Source organism: Aureivirga marina, assembly GCF_015767265.1.
GTDB lineage: Bacteria > Bacteroidota > Bacteroidia > Flavobacteriales > Flavobacteriaceae > Aureivirga > Aureivirga marina.
In genome coordinates this window covers 599,580-622,684 of record NZ_JADPIB010000001.1, presented here as the reverse complement: position 1 = coordinate 622,684, position 23,105 = coordinate 599,580, and the positions used below count along the sequence as shown (strand labels likewise).

The 23,105-nt window shown below is 28.5% G+C and carries 23 protein-coding genes; 16 read left to right on the top strand and 7 right to left on the bottom strand.

The window, feature by feature from the left end; translation table 11 throughout:
* Nucleotides 1–530 precede the first annotated feature (530 nt).
* The 3 genes from I1A51_RS02850 to I1A51_RS02840 all read left to right on the top strand — a co-directional run bounded on the left by I1A51_RS02850 (nt 531) and on the right by I1A51_RS02840 (nt 7,425).
* Nucleotides 531–2,375 carry an AraC family transcriptional regulator gene (locus tag I1A51_RS02850; RefSeq protein ID WP_196890940.1) on the top strand — a complete coding sequence of 615 codons (1,845 nt, stop codon included), beginning with the start codon at nt 531–533 and terminating at the stop codon, nt 2,373–2,375.
* 585 nt (nt 2,376–2,960) lie between these two features.
* Nucleotides 2,961–5,969, top strand: coding sequence for a SusC/RagA family TonB-linked outer membrane protein (locus tag I1A51_RS02845; RefSeq protein ID WP_196890938.1), 3,009 nt, complete (start codon nt 2,961–2,963; stop codon nt 5,967–5,969).
* Between the two features lie 19 nt (nt 5,970–5,988).
* Entirely contained in the window at nt 5,989–7,425 is a 1,437-nt protein-coding gene (locus tag I1A51_RS02840; protein ID WP_196890936.1) for a RagB/SusD family nutrient uptake outer membrane protein, read from the top strand.
* Between the two features lie 70 nt (nt 7,426–7,495).
* Here the strand turns inward: I1A51_RS02840 and cdaA are convergent, their stop codons facing one another.
* Nucleotides 7,496–8,269 (bottom strand): diadenylate cyclase CdaA, encoded by a 774-nt coding sequence (gene cdaA, locus I1A51_RS02835; RefSeq protein ID WP_196891387.1) that lies wholly within the window; start codon nt 8,267–8,269, stop codon nt 7,496–7,498.
* 153 nt (nt 8,270–8,422) lie between these two features.
* Between cdaA and I1A51_RS02830 the strand changes: the two genes are divergently transcribed.
* Both I1A51_RS02830 and I1A51_RS02825 read left to right on the top strand, forming a co-directional pair.
* Nucleotides 8,423–8,665 (top strand): MoaD/ThiS family protein, encoded by a 243-nt coding sequence (locus tag I1A51_RS02830; RefSeq protein ID WP_196890934.1) that lies wholly within the window; start codon nt 8,423–8,425, stop codon nt 8,663–8,665.
* Nucleotides 8,666–8,676: 11 nt separating this feature from the next.
* The gene (locus I1A51_RS02825; protein WP_196890932.1) at nt 8,677–9,102 is read left to right on the top strand and encodes a molybdenum cofactor biosynthesis protein MoaE; all 426 of its coding nucleotides are present in this window, start codon (nt 8,677–8,679) and stop codon (nt 9,100–9,102) included.
* Nucleotides 9,103–9,145: 43 nt separating this feature from the next.
* Here the strand turns inward: I1A51_RS02825 and I1A51_RS02820 are convergent, their stop codons facing one another.
* Nucleotides 9,146–9,496, bottom strand: a complete 351-nt coding sequence (locus I1A51_RS02820; RefSeq protein WP_231373944.1) for a CCC motif membrane protein — start codon at nt 9,494–9,496, stop codon at nt 9,146–9,148.
* Between the two features lie 180 nt (nt 9,497–9,676).
* Between I1A51_RS02820 and I1A51_RS02815 the strand changes: the two genes are divergently transcribed.
* Genes I1A51_RS02815 through I1A51_RS02805 form a run of 3 tightly spaced genes read left to right on the top strand, consistent with a single transcriptional unit; the run spans nt 9,677 to nt 10,889 of the window.
* On the top strand, nt 9,677–10,015 hold the full coding sequence (locus tag I1A51_RS02815) for a TM2 domain-containing protein (RefSeq protein WP_196890930.1): 339 nt from the start codon (nt 9,677–9,679) through the stop codon (nt 10,013–10,015).
* Nucleotides 10,016–10,020: 5 nt separating this feature from the next.
* The gene (locus I1A51_RS02810) at nt 10,021–10,431 is read left to right on the top strand and encodes a DUF2752 domain-containing protein (RefSeq protein ID WP_196890928.1); all 411 of its coding nucleotides are present in this window, start codon (nt 10,021–10,023) and stop codon (nt 10,429–10,431) included.
* The gene (locus tag I1A51_RS02805; protein WP_196890926.1) at nt 10,428–10,889 is read left to right on the top strand and encodes a DUF4870 domain-containing protein; all 462 of its coding nucleotides are present in this window, start codon (nt 10,428–10,430) and stop codon (nt 10,887–10,889) included. Before I1A51_RS02810 ends, I1A51_RS02805 begins: the two co-directional genes overlap by 4 nt.
* A 45-nt stretch (nt 10,890–10,934) precedes the next feature.
* Here the strand turns inward: I1A51_RS02805 and I1A51_RS02800 are convergent, their stop codons facing one another.
* Nucleotides 10,935–11,294 carry a CCC motif membrane protein gene (locus I1A51_RS02800; RefSeq protein WP_196890924.1) on the bottom strand — a complete coding sequence of 120 codons (360 nt, stop codon included), beginning with the start codon at nt 11,292–11,294 and terminating at the stop codon, nt 10,935–10,937.
* Nucleotides 11,295–11,330: 36 nt separating this feature from the next.
* Nucleotides 11,331–11,627, bottom strand: coding sequence for a DUF2752 domain-containing protein (locus tag I1A51_RS02795; protein WP_196890923.1), 297 nt, complete (start codon nt 11,625–11,627; stop codon nt 11,331–11,333).
* A 115-nt stretch (nt 11,628–11,742) separates the two neighbouring features.
* Here I1A51_RS02795 and I1A51_RS02790 point away from each other — a divergent pair, with 115 nt between their 5' ends.
* A complete protein-coding gene (locus I1A51_RS02790; RefSeq protein WP_196890921.1) occupies nt 11,743–12,057 on the top strand; it encodes a hypothetical protein in 315 nt (104 codons plus the stop codon).
* 22 nt (nt 12,058–12,079) lie between these two features.
* On the opposite strand, the gene I1A51_RS02785 is transcribed toward I1A51_RS02790, so the two are convergent.
* From I1A51_RS02785 to I1A51_RS02775, 3 genes are read right to left on the bottom strand one after another with little or no spacing between them, the layout of a single operon-like run.
* Nucleotides 12,080–13,855 (bottom strand): MutS-related protein, encoded by a 1,776-nt coding sequence (locus I1A51_RS02785; protein WP_196890919.1) that lies wholly within the window; start codon nt 13,853–13,855, stop codon nt 12,080–12,082.
* The gene (locus I1A51_RS02780; protein ID WP_196890918.1) at nt 13,845–14,945 is read right to left on the bottom strand and encodes a HesA/MoeB/ThiF family protein; all 1,101 of its coding nucleotides are present in this window, start codon (nt 14,943–14,945) and stop codon (nt 13,845–13,847) included. Before I1A51_RS02780 ends, I1A51_RS02785 begins: the two co-directional genes overlap by 11 nt.
* A gap of 53 nt (nt 14,946–14,998) precedes the next feature.
* Nucleotides 14,999–16,174: an NTP transferase domain-containing protein gene (locus tag I1A51_RS02775; RefSeq protein WP_196890916.1), complete on the bottom strand. Its 1,176-nt coding sequence runs from the start codon at nt 16,172–16,174 to the stop codon at nt 14,999–15,001.
* 271 nt (nt 16,175–16,445) lie between these two features.
* Here I1A51_RS02775 and I1A51_RS02770 point away from each other — a divergent pair, with 271 nt between their 5' ends.
* The 7 genes from I1A51_RS02770 (at nt 16,446) to I1A51_RS02740 (ending at nt 23,094) form a co-directional block, all read left to right on the top strand.
* On the top strand, nt 16,446–17,015 hold the full coding sequence (locus I1A51_RS02770; RefSeq protein WP_196890914.1) for a thioredoxin family protein: 570 nt from the start codon (nt 16,446–16,448) through the stop codon (nt 17,013–17,015).
* 384 nt (nt 17,016–17,399) lie between these two features.
* Complete coding sequence (map, locus tag I1A51_RS02765; protein ID WP_196890912.1) at nt 17,400–18,215, top strand: type I methionyl aminopeptidase; 816 nt, start codon at nt 17,400–17,402, stop codon at nt 18,213–18,215.
* Nucleotides 18,216–18,217: 2 nt separating this feature from the next.
* A complete protein-coding gene (locus I1A51_RS02760; RefSeq protein ID WP_196890910.1) occupies nt 18,218–18,781 on the top strand; it encodes an HNH endonuclease in 564 nt (187 codons plus the stop codon).
* Nucleotides 18,782–18,880: 99 nt separating this feature from the next.
* Nucleotides 18,881–19,645, top strand: a complete 765-nt coding sequence (locus I1A51_RS02755; protein WP_196890908.1) for a class I SAM-dependent methyltransferase — start codon at nt 18,881–18,883, stop codon at nt 19,643–19,645.
* A 72-nt stretch (nt 19,646–19,717) separates the two neighbouring features.
* Entirely contained in the window at nt 19,718–20,656 is a 939-nt protein-coding gene (gene rsgA / locus I1A51_RS02750; protein WP_196890906.1) for a ribosome small subunit-dependent GTPase A, read from the top strand.
* A 3-nt stretch (nt 20,657–20,659) separates the two neighbouring features.
* Entirely contained in the window at nt 20,660–21,112 is a 453-nt protein-coding gene (gene dtd, locus I1A51_RS02745; RefSeq protein WP_196890904.1) for a D-aminoacyl-tRNA deacylase, read from the top strand.
* 56 nt (nt 21,113–21,168) lie between these two features.
* Nucleotides 21,169–23,094 (top strand): hypothetical protein, encoded by a 1,926-nt coding sequence (locus I1A51_RS02740; protein WP_196890902.1) that lies wholly within the window; start codon nt 21,169–21,171, stop codon nt 23,092–23,094.
* Nucleotides 23,095–23,105 lie beyond the last annotated feature (11 nt).

Here is a 23,105-nt window from a genome sequence, read left to right as displayed (position 1 = left end):
AAAAGATAAAAATTAAATAGCCTTATACATGTAATGTTATAGATGTTTTTAAAAAGATAAATTATAAAAGGCTTCTGTTACAATTTATCATAAATAAAAGGTTTTACATTTTGTTTGTTTATCAAAAGAAACCTTTTAATTATATAATAGATGTTTAATAGAGTTTTTTTCTTGATAACACTTCAAATGTAAGTCAAGTTACCTTCAAAAAAAAAACATATAAGTTGTATTTTATAAAATTCATCTAATATTTTATAAAAAACAGGACTGAATATGCTTGTGAAAACCCTTTAAAATAAGGCTTTTATGTTTTTTTATATTTTTGAAGAGATACAAAAACTCATATTTGTTTAAGATTAATTAAAATTGATTTTATCTTTAAGAAGTTGAAAAGAAAAAGGTATTTACTTAAAATACGTGTAAATATTTCGCGTTCTTTTATAGAAAAAAATGAAGAAATTTATAGATAATTTATAAATTCGAAAACTGTAAAAAATCTTCGATAAATTACAACTCTACTTAGGTTATTAATGAATAAAAATTTTGTTTACATAGCTAATAAATCAATCTATAAAGGTGAAAGGAATCTTTATAAAAGAACTCTTTTTGGATGTTTTTTACTTTTATATATTATTGGTTATGGACAAAAAATTGATGAAAAAATATTAGTAAATCAAAGTTTTCAATCCATTCAAAAATACATTGATGCACAACAAATTTACCAAGATGGAATTCCAGTTGAGCGAAATGATTCTTTATACAATTATTACCTAAATGTTTATTTAAAGAAGGCAAAAATCACGCAGAATTATGAAGAAATGATTTTAACGTATTTAAAGTTAAGTACGATTTCTAAAAATGATTCTATCTTAAATAAATACTCTGATAGTATTCAGACGATTTATGAAAAAGTTCGTCCATCTTTTCGAATTATGCATGCTTATTCTTTTAGAGCACAGGATTTATATAGTCGAAATCGTTATAAATTAGCGATAAAAGATTATGATAAAACTGTAGAAATTGCGCAAAAACTTAAAGATGAAGATCAGATTTATTTAACCAAAATGTTCATTGCAAATTTGCATGGAGAAATTGGTGAATATGGAAAAGAATTAGACATTATTGAAGAAGTTTTAAAAGCACATCAACGTAAAAAATTCTCTTGGATGGAGATTTATTATCAAGATATTGCTGCTTCATACATACATAATAATAGGTTAGATTCTGCAAAAGTTTACATTGAGAAAGGAATTAAAGAGGGGGGAACGCAGAAAATTCAATATTTTAATTTGGTAATGTATGCAGGAATGTATCATTATATGAATAAAGATTATCAGAAAAGTATTGATAGCTTACAGAAAGTAAAAACGAATTATTCTGATAAAATTTACCATGAAAGAGAGAAATTATTAGCTGTTGATCTTTATCCAGATTATTATTTAGGGAAAGCAATTTTTGAACAATCTGGGAAAAAAGAAGACGCACTTCCTTATTTTTTGAAAGTGGATAGTGTGATGCAGAAATACAATGATGCAGATTATAATGTGATGGATACGTATGATTTTTTAGTAGACTTTTATAAAGAGAAAGGAGATGCAAAGAATCAATTAAAATACCTAGAAAATCAAATTAGACTTGATAATTATTTAGATGATAAATATCGAACAGTTGTCAATAACATCAATAAAACCTATAGAATTGATGATGTAAAAAAGGCGAAAGATGAGTTGATTACTGAATTACAAGCAGATAATTCTAATTTTATGAATTGGATTATTGGACTTGTTTTATTAGCATTTTCTCTTGGAATTATGATTTTCTTTCAACGTAAAAGAAATAGAGATCGCTTAGAATTATTAAAAACTAGAAATAAAAAATTAAAAGAATATAAAGATATTTCTGAGATTCAGAAAGCTGCTCAAAAAGAAGAAAAAATAGAAGAAGATGTACCAAAAGTTGAAGAGAAAAAAGAAGAAAAGAAAGACTTTGAAATCTCTGAAAAACTTGTGGAAGAAATTTTAGAAAAACTGGAGAAATTTGAGAAATCGACTAAATTTACCAATAAAAAATATACACTTAGCTCATTAGCAAAAGAATTAAATACGAATAGTTCTTACCTTTCTAAAATAATAAATGCAGAGAAAAAACTTAATTTTTCTACTTATCTAAATACACTTCGAATTGAGTTTGCCATTCAAAAATTAAAGGAAGATAAAAAGTTTCGTTCATTTACTGTAAAGGCCATTGCAGAAGAAGTAGGATTTAAAACTGCGCAATCATTTTCAGCTACTTTTTTCAAATATAAAGGACTTTATCCTTCCGCTTTTATTAAGCAATTACAAGAAGATATTAAGGAAGAAAAATCAATTTCTTAGTATTTTAAAACTTCCATTATATTCATTAACATTTCATCCGTTTTAGTCAATTTTTTTACTAAAAAAAGAGAAAATAATGTGTTATAATTCTTCTTTTTTATGGTTAAAATTATCCCAAAAAATATAAGACTTCGCTATTTTACTTAAAAATACTATCATTTTCTGTAGCAATAAAAGCTTTAAAAAGGCAATTTTCTCTCAATTTTTAATAAAATTTAGTGAAAAATCTTAAACTTATTTTTGATACTATATTAATCAATAAATTCTAATAAATATTGTAATTAAGTTAATATTGTATAAAAAAATAGAATTCAAAATAAAGTTAAAATACAGGTGTTATGATGCATTAAATGGATATATTTAACATAATAATATATTACTTTACATTAAATTAACATAAATTAATATATATGATTGTGAATAAAACACTTGTAAAAATCGTAATTTATTAATGTAAAAGCTAAAAAAAGACGGAAAAACTAAAAGAGGTTACTTTAACATTTAAATAACATTTATGTTAAAAAATTTGCTTATAAAAATAACAAATCTCATTTTTGGGCAGATTAATTTATAAAACATGATAGAATGAAAAAAAGAACTAATCTTTTATTAACGTTTCTTTTTGCGTTAATAGCTCAAATTGGTTTTGCTCAGCAGATAACAGTATCTGGTACTGTTTCTGATGACGCTGGTCCACTTCCTGGAGTAAGTGTCGTTGTTGAAGGGACAACTACAGGAACAGAGACTGACTTTGATGGTCTTTATACTATCCAAGTTGAAAAAGGGCAATACTTAGAATTTAGTTTCGTAGGTATGGCTACAGTTAAAAAACTTGTTGGTGACAATACTACAATTGATGTTGTAATGTCAGCAGACAATGTTTTAGAAGAAGTAGTGGTATTAGGATACTCTGATAAGAGTAGAGAAACACTTGCCTCTGCCGTAACAAGCGTTACTTCTAAAGAATTAGAAGAAACTGCTTCAACTACTAACGTTGCAAATGCTTTACAAGGAAAAGCATCAGGTGTAACGGTGACTGCTCAAAATGGTAAGCCAGGACAAACTGCTTTCGTACGTGTACGTGGAGTTGGGTCTATTGGTAGTGGATTAGAACCATTGTACATTGTTGATGGTGTTGCAATCAGTGAAGCTGATTTGAACTTAATTAACAATGCTGATATCGAAAGTATTTCTGTTTTAAAAGATGCTGCAACTGCTGCTATTTATGGTGCGAGAGGATCTAATGGAGTTGTTGTTATTACTACAAAAGGTGGTAAGAAAGATAGAGATGCTAAATTTACTTTAAGTTCTCAAATTGGATTTTCTGAAAGAATTGATGATGGATGGGATTTAATGAATGCTGAAGAAAAATTAAGATACGAGAAAGAATTGAACATTGGAGTTGGTGCAAGTGCTACTGATGAAGAAGCTGCTGCATTAATCAGAAATGATCATGACTGGAGAGAAACTTTATTAAGAAAAGGATTCACTCGTTCTAACTCTTTATCTGTTTCTGGAGGTACTGATAAAACTACTTACTTCGTTTCTTTAAAGAATGAAGAAGATACAGGTATTATCGAAGGATTAGATGGATATAAGAGAACTACAGGACGTGTTAACTTAACTTTTGATGCTAGAGATTGGTTAACAATTGGAGCTAAAACTGGAGCTTCTTATACTATTTCTCAAGAACCAAGAGATAGAAATAACGTACAGAACCCATTTAGAGCAATGTATACTTACAACCCATACGAAACTGTTTTTGAATTAGACGGTGACGGAAATGTTGTTTTAGATGATAACGGAAATCCTGTATATAACTTTACGCATGCTGGATTCTCAATTTCTGAGGCTATTAAAAATAACCCAGAGAGTGATAAATTCTTAAGAATTTTCTCAACTTTAAATGCAGATGTGAAATTTACTGAAAATCTTGTTTATACTACTAAAGTTGGTTTAAACTACAGAAGATTTAAAGGAGAATACTTTGTAAAACCAGGATCAATCTTAGATGGATACGTTGGAGATGCTGACGCACCAGGTTCTAAGAGAGATAGTGGTTCTGATAGATTTGGATTTAACTTCCAAAATGTATTAAAATACAAGACTACTATTAATGAAAAGCATAACATTAGTGGATTAATCTTATCTGAGTACATCACTAATGTATTTGAAAGCTACGATTTAAGAAGTAAAGGATTCCCAACTGATAAGTTTGATGAGCAAGTAAATGCTTCTGATCCTACAAGTGCTAGTACTAATAAATCTGAAGATGCAACTTTCTCTTTAGCTGCTTCTGTTGATTATGATTACGATCAAAAATATATCGCTTCTGCTTCTTTCAGACGTGATGGATCTTCAAGATTTGGTAAAAATAATCGTTATGGTAACTTCTGGTCAGCTTCTGCTGCTTGGAATATCGGAAACGAAGATTTCTTAAAAGATGTTGAGTTCTTAAGTGCATTAAAATTAAGAGCATCTTACGGTACTTTAGGAAATGATAGAATTGGAAACTATAGATATTTAAGTTTATATTCTTTCGGATCGTATAACGGAAGTTCTGCTTCTTTCCCTAATAGAACAGAGAATCCTGACTTAAAATGGGAGAGTAAAGCTATTACTGATATCGGATTAGAATATGGATTCTTAAATGGAAGAATTCGTGGGGTAATCGATTACTATAAATCAGTAACTTCAGACTTATTATTTGATAAAATTTTAGCATTTGAGCAAGGAGCACCTTTCTTAGTTGTAGCTCAAAATACTGGAGAAATTCAAACAGAAGGTTTAGAATTTGAATTAAGTGGAGATGTTATTAGAAATAAAGATTTCAAATTAACTTTAGGAGGTAACATTGCATTCGCTAAAACAAGAGTAAACCAATTAGTTGATGGTGAAGATATCATCACTGGAGGATTAATCTTAAGAGAAGGTGAAGAGGTTTATACACACCACTTAGTAAGATATGCTGGAGTTAACCCAGAAACTGGATTAGCTCAATACTATGACAAAGAAGGAAATATTACTGATCAGTATAGCGCTGATGACGCTGTTGCTTTAAGTGGTAAATCTGTAAACCCTGATTTTGATGGAAGTTTCTTTACTAGAGCTCAATACAAAGGATTCGAGCTTTCTGCTAACTTCTACTTCAAATTCGGAAACTACATTTACAACAATATTAAAGCTGATTTAGAAAGTGATGGATCAAATGCATTTGATAACCAAAGTGTTTCTGCATTTAACTACTGGAAGAACCCAGGTGATACAGGAGTATTACCAATTCCACAACAAATTAGTGGAATTCGTTCAGATTTCGCTTCAGATCGTTTCTTACAAGATGGTTCATATATCCGTTTAAGAACTTTAAAGTTAGGATATACTGTACCTAGAGATTTAGTTGAGAAATTAAAACTTTCTGATGTGAAATTATATGTTCAAGGTCAAAACTTATGGACTTGGACTAAAGAATACGAAGGTGATCCAGAGGTTGGAATTGGATCTGGAGAAGGAGCTGATGTAACTCCTGGAGCAAGATCATTATACTCTTACCCAACAACTAAAACTTATTTAGTAGGGTTAGATATTTCTTTCTAATAACTTAAAAGCGAAAAAAATGAAATTAAATAAAATATTAATTGGAGCATTAGTTGCAGCGATGACATTATCGTCTTGTGATGATGCTTTAGAAAAAGGACCTTTCGATTCAATTGACGCAGGAACTGCATTCGAAACTGTTGCTGATTTTGAAAATGCAACAAGAGGTCTTTACAACGGATTTACAGGTAATGATGGTCCTTCTGGAACTGAGTATTTCGGAGGAGGAATTTACATCGCACCAGATGTAGCTTCTGACAACTTAATCGTTAACCAATCTGGTAGACAAACAAGAAAAGTTTTATTCGACTGGAATCATGATGCTTCTTCAAGTGGATTTACTTTATATGCTGATGCTTATAATGTAATCAACAGAGCAAACAAAATTCTTGAGAATATTGATAACTTAAATGATGGAGATTTTAAGAATAAAACAAAAGCACAAGCTTTAGCTGCAAGAGCAATTGCTCATTTTGATTTAGCTAGAACTTATGCAAAAATTCCTTCTCAAGGTGCAGATGCAAATGCATCAATGGGAGTTGTTTATGCAAATTCTTCTGATCCTTTCTTATTACCTGCTAGAGAAACTGTAGCTGAAAACTATACGCATATTATTGCTGATTTAGAAGAAGCTAAATCTCTTGCAACTGCTGATGTTAGTACATTAAATGTATTCTCATTAAACACAATTAACGGATTCTTATCAAGAGTTTACTTATATAACGGTGAAAACCAAAAAGCTGTTGATGCTGCAAATGCTGTAACAACTGGTGTTGCACCAAGAGCTGAGTTTGCTAACATCTGGAAAGATGCTTCTGATGCTGGAGTAATTGCTAAGTTCTTAATTACTGATATTGATAATGTTGATATCGGAACTGAGTACTCACAAACTTCTTCACAAGGAACTCGTTCAGAGTATGTTGTAGATTTAGATTTCTATAACTTATTTGAAGATGAAGATATCAGAAAAGCTGCTTATATCTTTACTGGTTCTTTCGCAGGAAATAACTATAACCACGTTGGTAAATATTTAGGAAAAACAGGACAGGTTAACGGAATTGTTGATTCTAAGATTTTAAGAGCTGGTGAGGTTGTTTTAAATAAAGCTGAGGCTTTATATAACTTAGGAAACGAAGCGGAAGCTTTAAATGCATTAAATTCATTAAGACAAAATCGTTATGATGGATTTACTCCTGGAACTGAAACAGGAACTGCTTTATTAGATGCAATCCGTTTAGAAAGACGTTTAGAATTAGCTTTCGAAGGACACAGATTCTATGATTTAAAACGTTGGGGATTATCTATTAATAGATCTGATAATGGAGATCAAGCTGATGGTTCTGGAATTCCTGCTGTAAACAAAGTTTTAGATGCTGGAAGTTTCAAATTCCAATTAGCTATTCCTCAGGGAGCTATTAATGCAAACTCAAACATGGTTCAAAACCCTGGATACTAATTTTCATTATATCTCATTATAAATTTTAGATATAGAAGACCCTAAAATCATTGCGATTTTAGGGTTTTTTTTATTCTAAATCGAAATAAATTTGCTCAATTAATTCTTTTTCAGATTTATATAGAACAAACTCTCCATCTTTAATATAAGATATTTTCCCTGTTTCTTCAGAAACGACAATACATAATGCATCAGTTCTCTCAGTGATTCCTACAGCTGCTCTGTGCCTTAAACCAAATCTAGCAGGTAAATGTCTTGCTGAAAGTGGTAAAACGACTCTCGTGGCTTTTATAACGTTTTCTTGAATAACAATTGCACCATCATGAAGTGGACTATTTTTATAGAAAATACTTTCTAAAATAGGTGCGTTTAATTCAATATGCATTTTATCTCCTGTGTGTGTTACAAAATCTAAACTTTGATTTCTTTCAATAACAATTAAAGCTCCAGTTCTTTTTTCAGACATTTGAAGACATGTTTGTACAATTGTTTCAATATCTGTATCTGTTCCAATTTCAGATTTTAAAAACATTAATTGTTTCAAGAAATTTCTTTTGGAAGTAAAATTTGTAGAACCAATCATCAATAAAAATTTTCGGATTTCTTGTTGGAAAACGACAATTAAAGCAATTGCCCCTCCACTAATTAATGTTCCTAAAATTCCACTTAACATTTCCATGTGTAATGCTTGTGTGACTTTCCAAATCAAAAACACAATGGTAATTCCAATAAAAATATTTATTGCAACAGTTCCTTTTAATAATTTATAAATGTAGTATAAAAGTATAGCAACGAGTAAAATATCTAAGACATCAAGTAAGCGAAATTCTAAAAAATCCAAAATGTTGTATGGTTTTGATACGGTTTCTATCAAAATTACTATTTTTTATCAAAGAAAAAACTTCCAATCTTGTATTTCTTCCGATTCTGTGTCTAAGCATGATAGAAATCACTTAAATTAAAGGATAAATACGTATTTTTACAGAAATTTATAAACATGGAAATTACAATTCTTACTTTTGGAATTCTCTCTGATTTATTAGAAAAAGAAGAATTTCAAGTTCAGTTAACTCCAGAGATGAATGTCTTAAATTTTAAACAATATTTACTTGAAAATTTCTCAAAATTAAATGGATATTCTAACTTTAGTGTAGCAATCAATGAAACATACGCTTCAGATGATACCATAATTAAAGAAAAAGATATAATTGCACTAATTCCACCTGTAAGTGGAGGTTAAAAATTTAAAGTATGAACGAAAGAATTTCTATTAAAGTAACTTCTTGTCCACTGAAATTAGAAGATGCTTACAATTTTGTAGAAGATCCTTCTTGTGGAGGAATTTCTGTTTTTGTTGGAACAGTAAGAAATGAAACACAAGGTAAAAAAGTACTTCGACTTGATTTTTCTGCTTATGAGCCAATGGCGATTAAAGAAATGGAAAAAATTGCAGAAGAAGCATTGGCGAAATTTTCTATTACAAAAATTGCTATTCACCATGCAATTGGAATTTTATCTGTGACAGAAATTCCTGTGATTATTGCTGTTGCTTCCCCTCATAGAAAAGATGCTTTTAAAGCATGTGAATTTGCAATTGATACCTTAAAAGAAACAGTTCCAATTTGGAAAAAAGAACATTTTGAGTGTGGCGAAGTTTGGGTAAATGCTCATCCATAAAAATATAGAAACCATTTATAATGTATATAAATGGTTTTATTTTTTATAAAAATGCACTTAAGAAAATACCTCCCATTGCTAAGAAATAAATAATAAAAATTAAGAAAGATATTCCTGCTAAACTAACTCCGATAATTGCACAAATTCTTCCAGTTTTTACATTGTTAAAAGAAGATTGTGTATAATTTTTTGGATTATTTTTATACAAAGCCATTGCTTTATTTGCTAAAACTAAGCTGATAATTCCCAAAATTAATCCTGGTATTGCATAAAAAAAACAACCGATAATTGATAAAATTCCCATCACTAAAACTGCTGTTGCATTTGGTAAATCAGGTGTAGGAAAGAAATTCTCTTGAAAGGTTTGTTTTTGTATTAAATCTTTTTCTTCCATATTTTGTTAAATTTTGTCAAAAGTAGAAAAATATCTCAAATATTTTATTAATAAATAATTTCTTATAAAAATTTTGGAAATAATAATATTCTAGAGATGAATTAGATATAATTATTGAATGAATCCATAAAAATTGTATATTCGGCTTAAATTTAATTAACCTAAACTATTTAAGAAGCTATGGATGCACAAAAAGTGGATTTATTTTTAACAACAAACGCAAAATGTTTTGAACCTCACCATATTAATTTCATCAGAGAAAAACTTCTTACAATGGATGAAGCTAAATGGGTACAATTACAAGCTTTGGCTTTAAAAGATCCAACAACTATTTTAATTATCTCTATTTTCGCTGGAAACTTAGGAATAGATAGATTTATCATTGGAGATACTGGAATGGGATTAGGAAAACTTTTAACTTGTGGTGGTTTTGGAATTTGGGCAATCGTTGATTGGTTCATGATTCAAGGAGCAACAAGAGAAGCTAACTTGAGAAAATTACAAGCAATTTTAGTATAATTTAAATGCAAAATAGATTTAGATTTTATCTTATTACAATTGTAGTAATTCTGATTGGCTATTTCTATTTAATATATTCTTATAGAAGTAACAATTCTTCTACGATGGCTTTTTGCTTCTATAAGAATATTCTTTCTTTTCCTTGTCCAACTTGTGGAACAACTCGAAGTGTTTTAGCTTCTTTTAAAGCCGATTTTTACAATGCAATTTTTACTTTCAATCCTTTAGGAATTTTATATGCATTTTTATTAATTGTAATTCCTGTCTTTGTTTGTATCGATTTAATTTTTAAAAAATCATTTGTTTATCAATCATATCATTCTATTTTAGAACAATTAAAAAATAAAAAAATTAGTATTCCTCTTATTTTATTACTTATTTTAAATTGGATTTGGAATATTTATAAAGAATTATGAGAACAGAAAATTTCGCATACCAGCCTGAAGAATATGAATTTGAAAAAGCTTCAAATGCTTATTTAATTTCATTATTTATGTTAATCTTAGTTTTACCATTACCAATTATTAATTTAATCGGAGCTTTAATTTTTTATCTAGGAAATAAAAAAAGTACACCTTTCGTACGTTGGCATTGTATGCAAGTTATTTTATCTCAAATCTTTTTGTTAATCATAAATAACATAACACTTTTTTGGACTTTATTTGTTTTATCAAATGACTTAGCATTTACAAGCATTCATAAATTAATTTTAAGTCTAGTTATTTTTGGAAATATTCTAGAATTAATAGCAACAGTTTATACTACTTATGAAGTTAAAAAAGGAAAACATATAAAATGGTTGGTTTTCTCTAATATTACAGACCATTTTTTTAGTGATGATATGGATAAAAAAGAATCAAATATATTTTTATAATAAAAACTGAAATAACAAATAGCCATTTCAGTTTTTAAATATTTTCTAGAAATTGTGATCAAACATTTCTGGATTTGGATTTAATATCGCTTCAAATCCAAATAAAATGATTACAATAATTGCTGAAATTACATAAATAACACTTAAAGCAATTCCAATAATTGCACAAACTCTTCCAGCTTTTAAGTTTGCCAAACCTGCTGGGTTAAATCTTTCAGGATTTTCGTTGTAAGCTTTTAATCCACTACTTGCCATAACAACTGCTATAATTCCAAGGATTAATCCTACGAATCCATAACAAAAACATCCTAGAATAGATAAAATTCCTAAGACTAAAACGGTAGTAGAATTTTTAATAGGTTCTTTTAATCCGAACTCTTGATTTGAAAAGTTGTCGTTTTCCATATAATTAATTTATTTTAAAGATTAAATTTAATTTCCTTATAAAAATTGTTTTATAATTAAGTTTAAAACCATAATAATAACAGAAAAAATAAAAGAGAATTTTATTATGGAAGCACCTTTTTTAAACTTAAAAATCAGATGAAAAAATGTAAAAGAAAAAGTAAATAAAACAGGTAATAAAGCTGGGAATAATTTTAGACTTTCCAACAAATTTCCTCTCATCAAAGCAATCAACGAACGTTGAAATCCACAACCATAACATTCAATTCCAAAATACTTTACATAGAAGCAAGAAAGCATATTACTTTCCATCCAATTTATAATTTCAGACATTTATTTTTTGTAAATTTTTAACTGTTAAATCTTTTAAAATCAATCATTTTAAATCGAAATATTAAGTAATTTAAAGGTAATCGAATAAAATACTAACCTTAAATACTTAACAATTATGAGATTAACTTTATTAATTTTCTTCTTATTTTTTGCTACCCATTTGCAAGCACAAAGTACTAAATATGAAGATAAAATTATGCATTATGGAGCAGGAAATTTTGCTGCTGCATCCACATCTGTTTTTTATAATTTAGTTACACCAAAAGAAAAAAGAAGTAAACTTTGGAAAAGTGTTTTCTGTTTTGCTTCTGCAACTTTAATTGGTTTAGGTAAAGAATTATATGATCAACGTTCACAAGGTGAATTTGATGTGAAAGACCTTGGAGCAACAATGCTCGGAGGCTTAACAATTGTAATTGTAATCAATTAAAAAAATATAAAATAAATCTACCCTAAACGATTTCCATTTTTCTCAGTAAAAAAGAAGCATTCATATTTTTACAAACCCCATTTTTAAAATGGTAATCAAAATGTAATTCATCATTTATAATTTCTGCATCGAAATAAAAATTCTTCACTTGAGAGAAATCTTCTTCCATTTTACATAAACTTAAATCATGTGTTGCAATAATTCCTGTAGAACCTGAATGCACTAACTTTGTAACAAATTTTTGCGAACCTTCAGCTTTATCTTTACTATTTGTTCCTTTTAAAATTTCATCTAAAATGATAAAATAGGTGTCATTTTTCATTTCTTCGACAATGAATTTTAATCGAGTTAACTCAGAAAAGAAATAAGAAGAATCATCCGCCAAAGAATCTGAAGTTCGCATAGAAGTAATCAATTTTATCGGAGAATATGCAAAACTTTTTGCACAAACAGGCAAACCGATATTTGACATTACAATACTTAAAGAAACGGTTCTTAAGAAAGTACTTTTTCCTGCCATATTCGCTCCTGTAATTATGAAAAATTCCTTTGAATGAATTGTATAATCATTGTCAATTCGAACTTTTTCATCCAATAAAGGATGTCCTAATTCTTTTGCTTGAATAACAGTTTCGTTGTTTACAATTTTTGGAAATGTATATGTTGGATGATTAAAAGTATAATTTGCCAAAGAATTTTCTGCATCAAAAAAAGCTAAAACAGAAAACCAATTTTCTACTAAATTTTTGTGTTCTGAAATCCACTTTTCAATTTTTAATATTTGTTGAATATCCCATAAAAACAAACCATTTCCAATGATTCCAAAAAAGATATTATTTCTTTGATCTAATGCATCAATTGCTTTTGAAAATTGTCTTAAAACTTCGGAAGCTTTTTTGTTTTTTGTTCGAATTAATTGATGTTGTCCTTTTAAAATTTCTGTATCAAATGAAGTATTTTCAATCATGTTTAACAACAAATGATATTGTTGAAAATTCGACTTCATTTTTGAAACTTCTTCATATAAAACACCTATTTTCTTTAAAAATCTGCCTGTAATTCCTAAACCGATAAAAAACCATAAAAATAAAATAGTAAATGGAATAAATTCAAAGAATATTGCTAAAATCAATAAAAAAGAAATAGATGAAAATGCAATTGAAATTCCTTTAAAAGAAGTAGGAATAAAAGAAACATGAGATTTTAAAAAGGAGATAATTTTTTCCTCTTTCGTTTCTGTTTTTACTTGTTGTGCTTTTGCAGTAAAATCTTGTCGCCAAATTGCTTTTTCAGCTAATTCTTGAATTGCTTTTTGTTTTTTTTGAATATTTTCGATGTGATTTTCTGTAAGAATTGAAGCAAGTTTTTTCTTTCCAGAAAGTGTAGCTGTTCGATTTAAAAACTGAAAAAAAGAACCTTTTCCAAATAAATCAATATCATAACTATAAAAATGTTTTGGATTGATAAATTCTTCTCCAGTTTCTAGTGTTACTTTTTCTTTATTTAAAATTTTTAATTCTAAATCATTAATCGCGATTTTCGAATTAATTTCATTTCTTTTTCTTTGTAAATCGGTATGTTTTGAAACTAAAAATAAGAAAAGTGAAATACCAATAATTAAACTTCCAATCATAAATTTTGCATCTCCAAAATAATAATAAAGCGCAAAAACTGTCAGTAAAAAAACCGTAAATCGGATAATACTAGAATAGATTAATTTCTTTTTTAGTTCTTGTTGTATTGTAGTTGCTTGTTGTTTTTGTTCTTCATAAAACAACGCAGGATTATCATATTTCATAAGCTTCAATTCCTCCTTCTAAACTTAAAACTTTTATTTCAGGAAATTTTTCTTTAAAAATCATTAATGCTCCATAACTTGTAATTCCAGTTCCACAAACCAAAATATAGGTTTTCTCTTTATCTAAATCTGTTTCCTCTAACCAATCAGGAAAATCGTATAATGGAATTCTTTCCTGAACTTCAAAAGGCAATTCAGCTTCTTCATCAGACATCACAGAAATTTTAAGGTAAGAAGGATTTGCTATTTGTTTTTTAAAATTTTCAGGTGAAATTTTAGTTTCTTCTTCAATTTCACAAGTTTCAATTTCATATTTTTCTTGTTCGAAAGCATTTCTAATTCTACCTTTTGTAAAAGAGTTTTTACATTTAATTTTTTGTTGATTATTAGAAAGAGAATTATAAATTAAAAGACAATTTTCCAAAGGTTTTCCAATTCCTAAAATGATTTTTAAAACTTCATTTGCTTGTAACATTCCAATAAATCCAACAATTGGATTTAAAGTTCCAGCTTCTTCACAATTTGGAATTGTATTTTCAGGAATTTCTGGGAAAATATCTCTTAAATTAGCTGTTCTTTCTTCATTTTCTGTTGGAAGATTAAAACTAGCAACATAACCATCATATTTGTAAAGCGAACCATAAACCAATATTTTATCATTCAAAACACAAATATCATTTAAAAGATATTTTATTGGAAGACTATCTGTACAATCGACAATAATATCAAAATCTTTAACCACATCAAAAGCATTTTGTTTGGAAATTGCTTTTTCACTTGTGCTAATATCAATTAATGGATTTAGAAGAGAAATGTGATTTGCAAGAACTTTGGCTTTATTTGTTCCAATATTTTTTTGTGTAAAATAAGTTTGTCTGTGCAAATTAGAAATAGAAACCGTGTCAAAGTCGATTAAATGTAATTTACCAATGCCGCTTGCTGCTAAATTAATTGCAACAAAATTACCTAATCCCCCACAACCAACAATCAATACTTTTGCCTTCTCAAGCTTTTCCTGTCCTGATTTTCCAACTTCTTTTAATGTAATTTGTCTTTGGTAAAAGTCTTTAAATAAACTTTTGTCTTCCATAAGCTTTCTATTTAAAAATTCCTCTCTTAAAGATATAAGAGAGGAATTTCATGTTATTTTTTCAAATTTTCTTTTGCTTGCTCAAATTCTGTTGGAGTGTTTACGTTGTGAATTAAATTTGTATCCACTTCCACTAATTCTACATCAGAATTGATTAAAACTTTTCTTGGACATGAATATCCTTGTGCTAAATAATTCATTAAAACAGGATATGCTTTTGGTTCCCAAATTGTAATTAATGGTTCAGGAAATTCATTATCTATTCCTTTAATTGCTGTTGCAATCTTTTTTGGATTACGTTTTTCAATTAAAAGTTGAATTAATTTTTCATCAACATAAGGTAAATCAGTAGCGATTACTAAATAAGCTTCATTCGGATTATTCATAAAAGCAGAACAAATTGCTCCGAAAGGACCTAAATCTAAAAACTTATCAGGAATGATTGCATAATTTAAATCGTCATTATTTTCTCTTAAAGAAAGATAAACTTTTCCGATTAATCGTTGCTCTTCCAATTCAGGATTTGCTAAAAGTTGTTGTTGCTCAGAGAATGCTAATCCTTGTTCTAAAAGTTCTACTAAAAACTCTCTTTGTGGCATTCCATGATATTCTAACATTCCTTTATCTCTTCCCATTCTTGTACTTTTTCCTCCGGCTAAAACTAAACCGTTTAAGATTGGACGATTTTCAACAAGAAGTTTTTCAATATGATTTGTGATACTTTCTAAATCTTTAATATGATATGTTGGAACATCTGCAACTGCTGGATATTTTTGTAGAATAAAATCGAAAACTGGCATTCCAACATCTGTTTTGATGATAAATTGGATATTGTCAATTTGTTTTAATCTTTTAAAAACAGAATTTTCTTTTTCTCTATCTAGAATTAAAATTTGTTTTTTTCCTGGAAAGTGATTTCCATTCACAAAAGTCAAATCGTGTTCAGAGAAACGAATTCTTTCAGAGTATTTATTCAAATTTGCAGCAGCTTTCATCGCTAAACTTCCTGAATGATGAAAAGTATATGTGTTGAAAACTGGAGCAACAGCAGTGTCACTATGATATGCGTCTAAATATCCGATGCTATATTTTTCATGTAATCTATTAGCTACTTCTTTAACTAAATTGGTAATTATGGAACATTTTACACCTAAGATAGATAATTCAAAAGGAGCATAAACGCCGTTCGTTCTTCTTTGTAATTTCGTGTGTTTTGTATGTTTCTTCATTTCAAAACTCTTTATCATGATATTTATAAGCAGTTTGCGCTTACAAAGTTACTTTATTTATTGAACTCAATTAAACATTTTTAGTCAAAATTCTTCAGAAAATTGCTTAAAAATCAGAATAAAAAAGAAATGAGTTCTTTTTAGAAACTAATTGGTTTTTAAAACCGTTTATCAAAAATAGGAAATGGAAAATGAAACAGGAAACAAATAGAGAATTTCTGCTTTTTTAGATGAAATATTTTTCAATACCTTTACGAAAATGCATAAAAAAATGAGAAAATTAACATTACTAATTTTGAGTACTTTTTTGTTTGTGAATTGTAGTGCTCCAAAAAAAAATATAGATACTTCGAATCTAGAAAAAAATGAAAAAGGACAATTTGTTGCGATAAAAAATAAACATGGAAGTTTAGTTGGAGTTGCTACAAAAGACAATTTGATGGAAATTCCATATTCGGTTTGGTTTAATAGAACTTTTGATCGCTATAAAATCAAGCAAGATATTATTGGAAATTTAAAACAGAATAATTCGGATATCAAGATGGAGATTTTTATGGGAACTTGGTGTAGTGATAGTAGAAGAGAAGTTCCGAGATATTATAAAATTCTAGATGAAATTGATTTTGATTTAAACAATACAGAATTGATTATGGTGGATTATGAAAAAGAAACTTATGATCAATTGCAAAAAGGAAAGAATATTATACGTGTTCCTACTTTTATTATTTATGAAAATGGAAAAGAAATCGGAAGAATCGTTGAAACACCCCAAGAATCCTTAGAAGAAGATCTAAATAAAATACTTCAAAAAGAATCTTATACACCTTCAGTTGTAGAGTAATTTAGCATAAACTTTACACTTTTGATAGTTTTTTTGCTAGAAAAAACCTCTATATTTGCCCTCTCAGTATACTTAATAAAGTAACTTTAATTTTTATCATTTATGGTAAAAATTAAAGTTGCCTTCAACTTTATTAAAATTAACCCCGCAAAAATTGAAGGAACAGTTTTAAAATTTGCAATAAAAATTCTAAATTAGATATAGAATAAAAATTTTAGAATTGGAGTGATAAAATGTGCTATTTTTTAAAATTGTCCTTAAAATAATTTTTTAGAAGTTTTTAAAAAGAGATTAAGATATTACTGAAATTTTAGTATATTTAATTTAAATGTAAAACTTTGTACAACAGGGTTGTATGAAGAAAAGAATAAATAGATTATATCAATGATTAAGATAAAAACACGCGAAGAAATTGAATTATTACGCGAGAGTGCACTTATTGTATCAAGAACTTTAGGAATTTTAGCAAAAGAAGTAAAACCAGGAGTAACACCTTTACAGTTAGACAAAATTGCAGAAGAATTTATAAGAGATAATGGAGCTACACCAGCATTTTTAGGATTGTATGGTTTTCCGAATAGTTTATGTATGAGTCCTAATGAACAAGTGGTACATGGAATTCCTACAGATACACCTTTAAAAGATGGAGATATTATTTCTATTGATTGTGGTGCATATAAAAATGGTTTTTATGGAGATCATGCTTATACATTTCCAGTAGGAAATGTTGATGAAAAAACTTTACAATTATTAAAAGTAACAAAAGAATCTCTTTACGAAGGAATTCGTGCTTTTAGAGCAGGAAATAGAGTAGGAGATGTCGGTAATGCAATTCAAACTTATGTTGAAAAATATGGGTATGGAATTGTAAGAGAATTAGTAGGTCATGGGATTGGACGTGAAATGCATGAAGATCCAGAAATGCCTAATTACGGAAAGAAAGGTAGAGGTAAAAAATTTGCTGATGGAATGGTGGTAGCAATTGAGCCAATGATTAATATGGGAACTCAAAAAATTAAACAACATAAAGATGGATGGACTATCACTACAAAAGATAATCTTCCAAGTGCCCATTTTGAGCATGATGTTGCTATTGTTGATGGAAAACCTGAACTCCTTTCTACATTCAAATATATCTACGATGCTTTAGGTATTGAAAGCAATGAAGAAGACGAATTTAGACAAATAACAACAATTTAAGTATGAACTATTACAATGAGGAGTGGAAACTTTATCATTGCGATGATTGGCTACCAAATCAAAAATTTTTGGTATCCAATCATGGCCGTGTGAAAAGCTTAGTCGCTGTTTCCGAAGGAAGACTCTTAAAAGGTGGAACCTCTCAAGGTTTTTTAATTATCAATCATATCAAAAAAAAGGATGGAAAGAGAACGGGGCGATATTTCCATAGAATGGTTGCAGAACTTTTCTTAAATAAAAAAGAAGACGATCAGTATATCATTCATAAAAATTATGATAAGAAAGATAATAGAGTAAGCAATTTAAAATGGGTAAATAAAGAAGAATGGGTTGCCCATCAAAAGAAAAATCCAAATGTTATCGAGGCAAAATTAATGCGAAAAACAAAAAGGCATTATAGCAAGCTTACAGAGACACAAGTAAAAATGATTAAGAGAAAAATTTTAGATCCAAATCGAAAAACTAGAATGAAAATAATTGCAAAACAATACGGAATATCGTTAATGCAATTATACAGAATCAAATCTGGAGAAAATTGGGGCAATGTAAGCCCAGATAATGTTTAAAATTTTCTTTTATTTTTTTAAAAACATTATCACACTTTTTTATTTTTGCTTTGAAAAATAGAATAAATTAACCCCCACACCTATTTTTACATTTTTAGAATGCGAATATTTAAGCTAGTATTGAATACAATACCTAGACCTTTGTTAATTAAAGCTAGTTATATTGTAAAACCATTTATTGCGTTAGCATTAAAAGGAAACCGTTATACAGATCCGATTGATGGAAAAAGTTTTAAAAAATTCCTTCCTTATGGATATGGAATACAACGACCTAATGTGTTGGCTCCTAGTTCCCTTTCATTAGAAAGACATCGCCTGATGTGGTTGTATTTACAGAATGAAACAGATTTTTTTACTGCTAACAAAAAAGTTTTACATATAGCGCCGGAACAATGTTTTCTGAAAAGATTTAAAAAACAAAAGAACTTAGATTATATCACAGCCGATTTATATTCGCCAATTGCTGATGTAAAAGCAGATATTTGCGACTTACCTTTTGAAGATAATTCTTTTGATATTGTCTTTTGTAATCATGTTTTAGAACATATAGAAGATGATAAAAAAGCAATGTCTGAATTATTTAGAGTAATGAAACCAAATGGTTTCGGGATTTTTCAAATTCCACAAGATTTATCTAGAGAAGAAACATTTGAAGATTTCTCTATAACTTCTCCCGAAGAAAGAGCAAAACACTTTGGACAATATGATCATGTTCGAGTTTATGGAAAAGATTATTTCAATAAACTTAGAAATGCTGGTTTTAATGTGGAAGAAGTGAATTATAATAAAAAACTTACAGAAGAATTAGTGGATAAATATCGTTTATGTAAAAACGAAATCTTACCTGTTTGTAGAAAAAAATAAGAATTTTCTTCATTATTAATGTAAAAAAGATACTGATGAATTGTTTTGATTTTTTGAAGTATCTTTGTCGCTATGAAAGGAATTGTAATTAAATCTACAGGAAGTTGGTATCAAGTTCGTCATGAAGATGGAACGATTTACCAATGTAGAATTAGAGGGAAATTTAGAATTAAAGGAATCAAAAGTACAAATCCAGTTGCGGTTGGAGATATAGTTGATTTCGAATTGGAGCCAAAAAAAGATACAGCAGTTATCACTGATATTCACGAACGTAAGAATTATATCGTTCGTAAATCTGTAAATCTTTCTAAAAGGACACATATTATTGCTTCAAATATTGATATAGCTTTTTTATTGGTAACTATTGATAATCCACCAACTTTTGAAGGATTTATCGATCGATTTTTAGTTACTGCTGAAGCTTATCAAATTCCTACCGTAATTCTTTTCAATAAAATTGATACAATCACTGAAGAAACTCAAGAACAAAAAGAATATTTAGAAGCTGTTTATGGCTCAATTGGATATTTATGTATTGATGTTTCTGCAACAGAAGGAATAAATATCGATGAGGTGAAAGAATTGATGAAAGGGAAAGTTAGTCTCTTTTCTGGGCATTCTGGAGTAGGGAAATCTACTTTAGTGAATACAATAGAACCTGATTTAGATTTGAAAACTTCCGAAATTTCTACCCAACATAAGCAAGGACAACACACTACAACATTTGCCGAAATGCATCCATTATCTTTTGGTGGATATATTATCGATACTCCTGGAATTAAAGGTTTTGGAATTGTTGATTTTGAGAAAAACGAATTAGGAAACTATTTTCCAGAGTTTTTTGAATTAAAATCGGAATGTAAATTCCATAATTGTTTACATGTGAACGAACCGAAATGTGCTGTTAAAGAAGCGTTAGATAGAGGAGAAATCGCACCTACAAGATATAATAGTTATTTACAAATGTTGGAAGGTGATGAAGAAAATTACCGTCAAGATATTTATGGTTAAAATATGAGAGTAGTTTTACAAAGAGCAAGTGAAGCTTCTGTGAAAGTTGATGGAGAGATTATTGGTGAAATAAAACAAGGAATTGTTGTTTTATTAGGAATTGAAGAAGCTGATAAAGAAGAAGATATTGATTGGTTAATCAAAAAAATTATAAATCTTCGAATTTTTAATGATGAAAATGGTGTGATGAATTTATCATTGCAGCAAATAAATGGGGAAGTTTTAGTTATTAGCCAATTTACACTTCATGCAAGTACAAAAAAAGGAAATCGTCCTTCTTATATCAAAGCAGCAAAGCCTGATATTTCGATTCCTTTATATGAGAAATTCGTTGAAAAATTAAGAATTCAAATACCTCAAAAAGTTGAAACTGGAAAGTTTGGTGCCGATATGAAAGTTAGTTTGATTAATGATGGTCCAGTAACAATTTGTATGGATACAAAAAACAAAGAATGATGATTGGAATAATCATCATTTTTTTTGACTAAAAATTAATCACTAACATTTAATATATGAAAAAAAGTATTTTTATAGCTTTCTTATTCGTTTTTCAAATCATTTCCGCACAAGATTATTCTTTTGGAAATGTTTCTAAAGAAGAAGTAAAAGAAAAGAAAAATTCCATTGAAGAAGATGCTTCAGCAGCAATTTTATATTTACATAGAGAATCGAATTCTGAAATTATTCCACAAAAAGGAATAACTACAACGCATGAATATCATTTTAGAATCAAATTTTATTCAGAAGAAGGATTAAAATATGGAGAGAGAGAAATAGAATTAAGTGAAGAAGCTAAAGATAAAATCACTGGATTAAAAGGATTTATTTTTAGATTAAAAGGAAATAAACTTGAAAAAATTTCAGCAGAATTAGTAGAAGCTATCGTAGAAACGAATGATGGAATTATTACTAAAAAAATTAGTTCTCCAAAACTACAAAAAGGAGATGTTTTAGAATTAAAATACACAGTTTCAACAGGGAACTTTTTTATTGTTCCTCCAGCGAATTTACAGTTTGAAATTCCTGTTTTAAAAGCAGAACATTTTGTAAATATTCCTGAAAGTTTCGGTTTTAGAACACAAATGAGAGGAAATGGTTTATTTAATTTAGAACAAGGAACAAAAGCGAAATCGATTTCATTTAATGGACAAACACTTCCTTATAATGATAATACTTATAAAATTTCTGATTTTAATATACCATCTTTAAAAGAAGAAGCTTTTGTAACGAATATGCAACATTATGCAAGAGGAGTTGATTTTGAATTAATTGAAATGAGACAACCAAATGCGCCTGTTCGTAAAATGGGAGATAGCTGGGAAACGATTGCAAAACTTTTAAATAAAAGAGTTTTGAAAAATATTAAAGACCATTCTTATATTAAAAAATCAGTATCTCATGTTGTAACTGCTGAAATGAATGAAGATCAAAAAATTGAAGCAATTTTCTCTTTTATAAAAAATAGAATTAAAGTTGTTAAAGAAACTAAAGAAATTACAACTGCTGAAAAAGCATTTGCAAAAGGAGAAGGAGATAAATCTTTAGTAAACTTAAATCTTGTAAATGCACTTCGTGCTTCTGGAATTAATGCAGAATTAATGTTTAGTAGTACAAGAGAAAATGGTGTTTTTGAAGCTAGACCTTATATGGGAGCTTTCAATCATTTTTCAGTGTATTTACCAAATCAAAAAAAGATTTTAGATGCTTCTGAGAAATTTGCAAAAGTAAATGAGCTTCCTTTTGAAGCATTAAACTGGAATGGTTTTGTTGTAAAAAGTGATGATACTTTTGAATGGGTTAGTTTATTGACTAATAATATTTCTCAAGAAGTTGCTACTATTCGTGCAGAAATCACTGCTGATGGTGTAATCAAAGGTTCTGGAAGAATCAAAAAAGATAACATGGCAGCTTTAATTTCTCGTAAAAAAGCAGAAAATAAAGATAATGATGTATTGAAGAAAGAGTTTGAAAATCGTTTTGAAAATGTAAATGTAGAAGCAATTCGTGTGAATAACATTGAGGATATCAATAAATCTTTAGTAGAAAGTGTAAAGTTTGTGTATAAAGCAGATAAAAAGAGTTCGAAAATAAAAATAAATCCAATGTTATTTTTTACTCCAAAAGAAAATGCTTTAACTTCTGAAAATAGATTTATTCCTATTGATTATGGAACTCCATGGTTGAAAAAATATACGATTACAATCAAATTACCTGCAAATGCTGAGGTTGTAAAAGTTCCAGAAAATAAAGTAATGGAATTACCAGAAGGAATAGGTTATTCTGCTTTATCCATCAAGCATGAAAATAACTTACTTGTAATCGGTGTGGAAACACAAATTTATGCAAGTTTAATTCCAGCTGCTTTTTATCCAACAATGAGAGATTTCTATAAAGAAATGTTCGAAAAACAGACAGAACAAATTGAAATTAAATTATAAATAAAAAATCG

Coding starts and splice junctions, on each gene's coding strand:
- I1A51_RS02850 (WP_196890940.1), top strand. CDS start 531: ATGAATAAAAATTTTGTTTACATAGCTAATAAATCAATCTATAAAGGT.
- I1A51_RS02845 (WP_196890938.1), top strand. CDS start 2,961: ATGAAAAAAAGAACTAATCTTTTATTAACGTTTCTTTTTGCGTTAATA.
- I1A51_RS02840 (WP_196890936.1), top strand. CDS start 5,989: ATGAAATTAAATAAAATATTAATTGGAGCATTAGTTGCAGCGATGACA.
- I1A51_RS02830 (WP_196890934.1), top strand. CDS start 8,423: ATGGAAATTACAATTCTTACTTTTGGAATTCTCTCTGATTTATTAGAA.
- I1A51_RS02825 (WP_196890932.1), top strand. CDS start 8,677: ATGAACGAAAGAATTTCTATTAAAGTAACTTCTTGTCCACTGAAATTA.
- I1A51_RS02820 (WP_231373944.1), bottom strand. CDS start 9,496: ATGGAAGAAAAAGATTTAATACAAAAACAAACCTTTCAAGAGAATTTC.
- I1A51_RS02815 (WP_196890930.1), top strand. CDS start 9,677: ATGGATGCACAAAAAGTGGATTTATTTTTAACAACAAACGCAAAATGT.
- I1A51_RS02810 (WP_196890928.1), top strand. CDS start 10,021: ATGCAAAATAGATTTAGATTTTATCTTATTACAATTGTAGTAATTCTG.
- I1A51_RS02805 (WP_196890926.1), top strand. CDS start 10,428: ATGAGAACAGAAAATTTCGCATACCAGCCTGAAGAATATGAATTTGAA.
- I1A51_RS02800 (WP_196890924.1), bottom strand. CDS start 11,294: ATGGAAAACGACAACTTTTCAAATCAAGAGTTCGGATTAAAAGAACCT.
- I1A51_RS02795 (WP_196890923.1), bottom strand. CDS start 11,627: ATGTCTGAAATTATAAATTGGATGGAAAGTAATATGCTTTCTTGCTTC.
- I1A51_RS02790 (WP_196890921.1), top strand. CDS start 11,743: ATGAGATTAACTTTATTAATTTTCTTCTTATTTTTTGCTACCCATTTG.
- I1A51_RS02785 (WP_196890919.1), bottom strand. CDS start 13,855: ATGAAATATGATAATCCTGCGTTGTTTTATGAAGAACAAAAACAACAA.
- I1A51_RS02780 (WP_196890918.1), bottom strand. CDS start 14,945: ATGGAAGACAAAAGTTTATTTAAAGACTTTTACCAAAGACAAATTACA.
- I1A51_RS02775 (WP_196890916.1), bottom strand. CDS start 16,174: ATGAAGAAACATACAAAACACACGAAATTACAAAGAAGAACGAACGGC.
- I1A51_RS02770 (WP_196890914.1), top strand. CDS start 16,446: ATGAGAAAATTAACATTACTAATTTTGAGTACTTTTTTGTTTGTGAAT.
- map (WP_196890912.1), top strand. CDS start 17,400: ATGATTAAGATAAAAACACGCGAAGAAATTGAATTATTACGCGAGAGT.
- I1A51_RS02760 (WP_196890910.1), top strand. CDS start 18,218: ATGAACTATTACAATGAGGAGTGGAAACTTTATCATTGCGATGATTGG.
- I1A51_RS02755 (WP_196890908.1), top strand. CDS start 18,881: ATGCGAATATTTAAGCTAGTATTGAATACAATACCTAGACCTTTGTTA.
- rsgA (WP_196890906.1), top strand. CDS start 19,718: ATGAAAGGAATTGTAATTAAATCTACAGGAAGTTGGTATCAAGTTCGT.
- dtd (WP_196890904.1), top strand. CDS start 20,660: ATGAGAGTAGTTTTACAAAGAGCAAGTGAAGCTTCTGTGAAAGTTGAT.
- I1A51_RS02740 (WP_196890902.1), top strand. CDS start 21,169: ATGAAAAAAAGTATTTTTATAGCTTTCTTATTCGTTTTTCAAATCATT.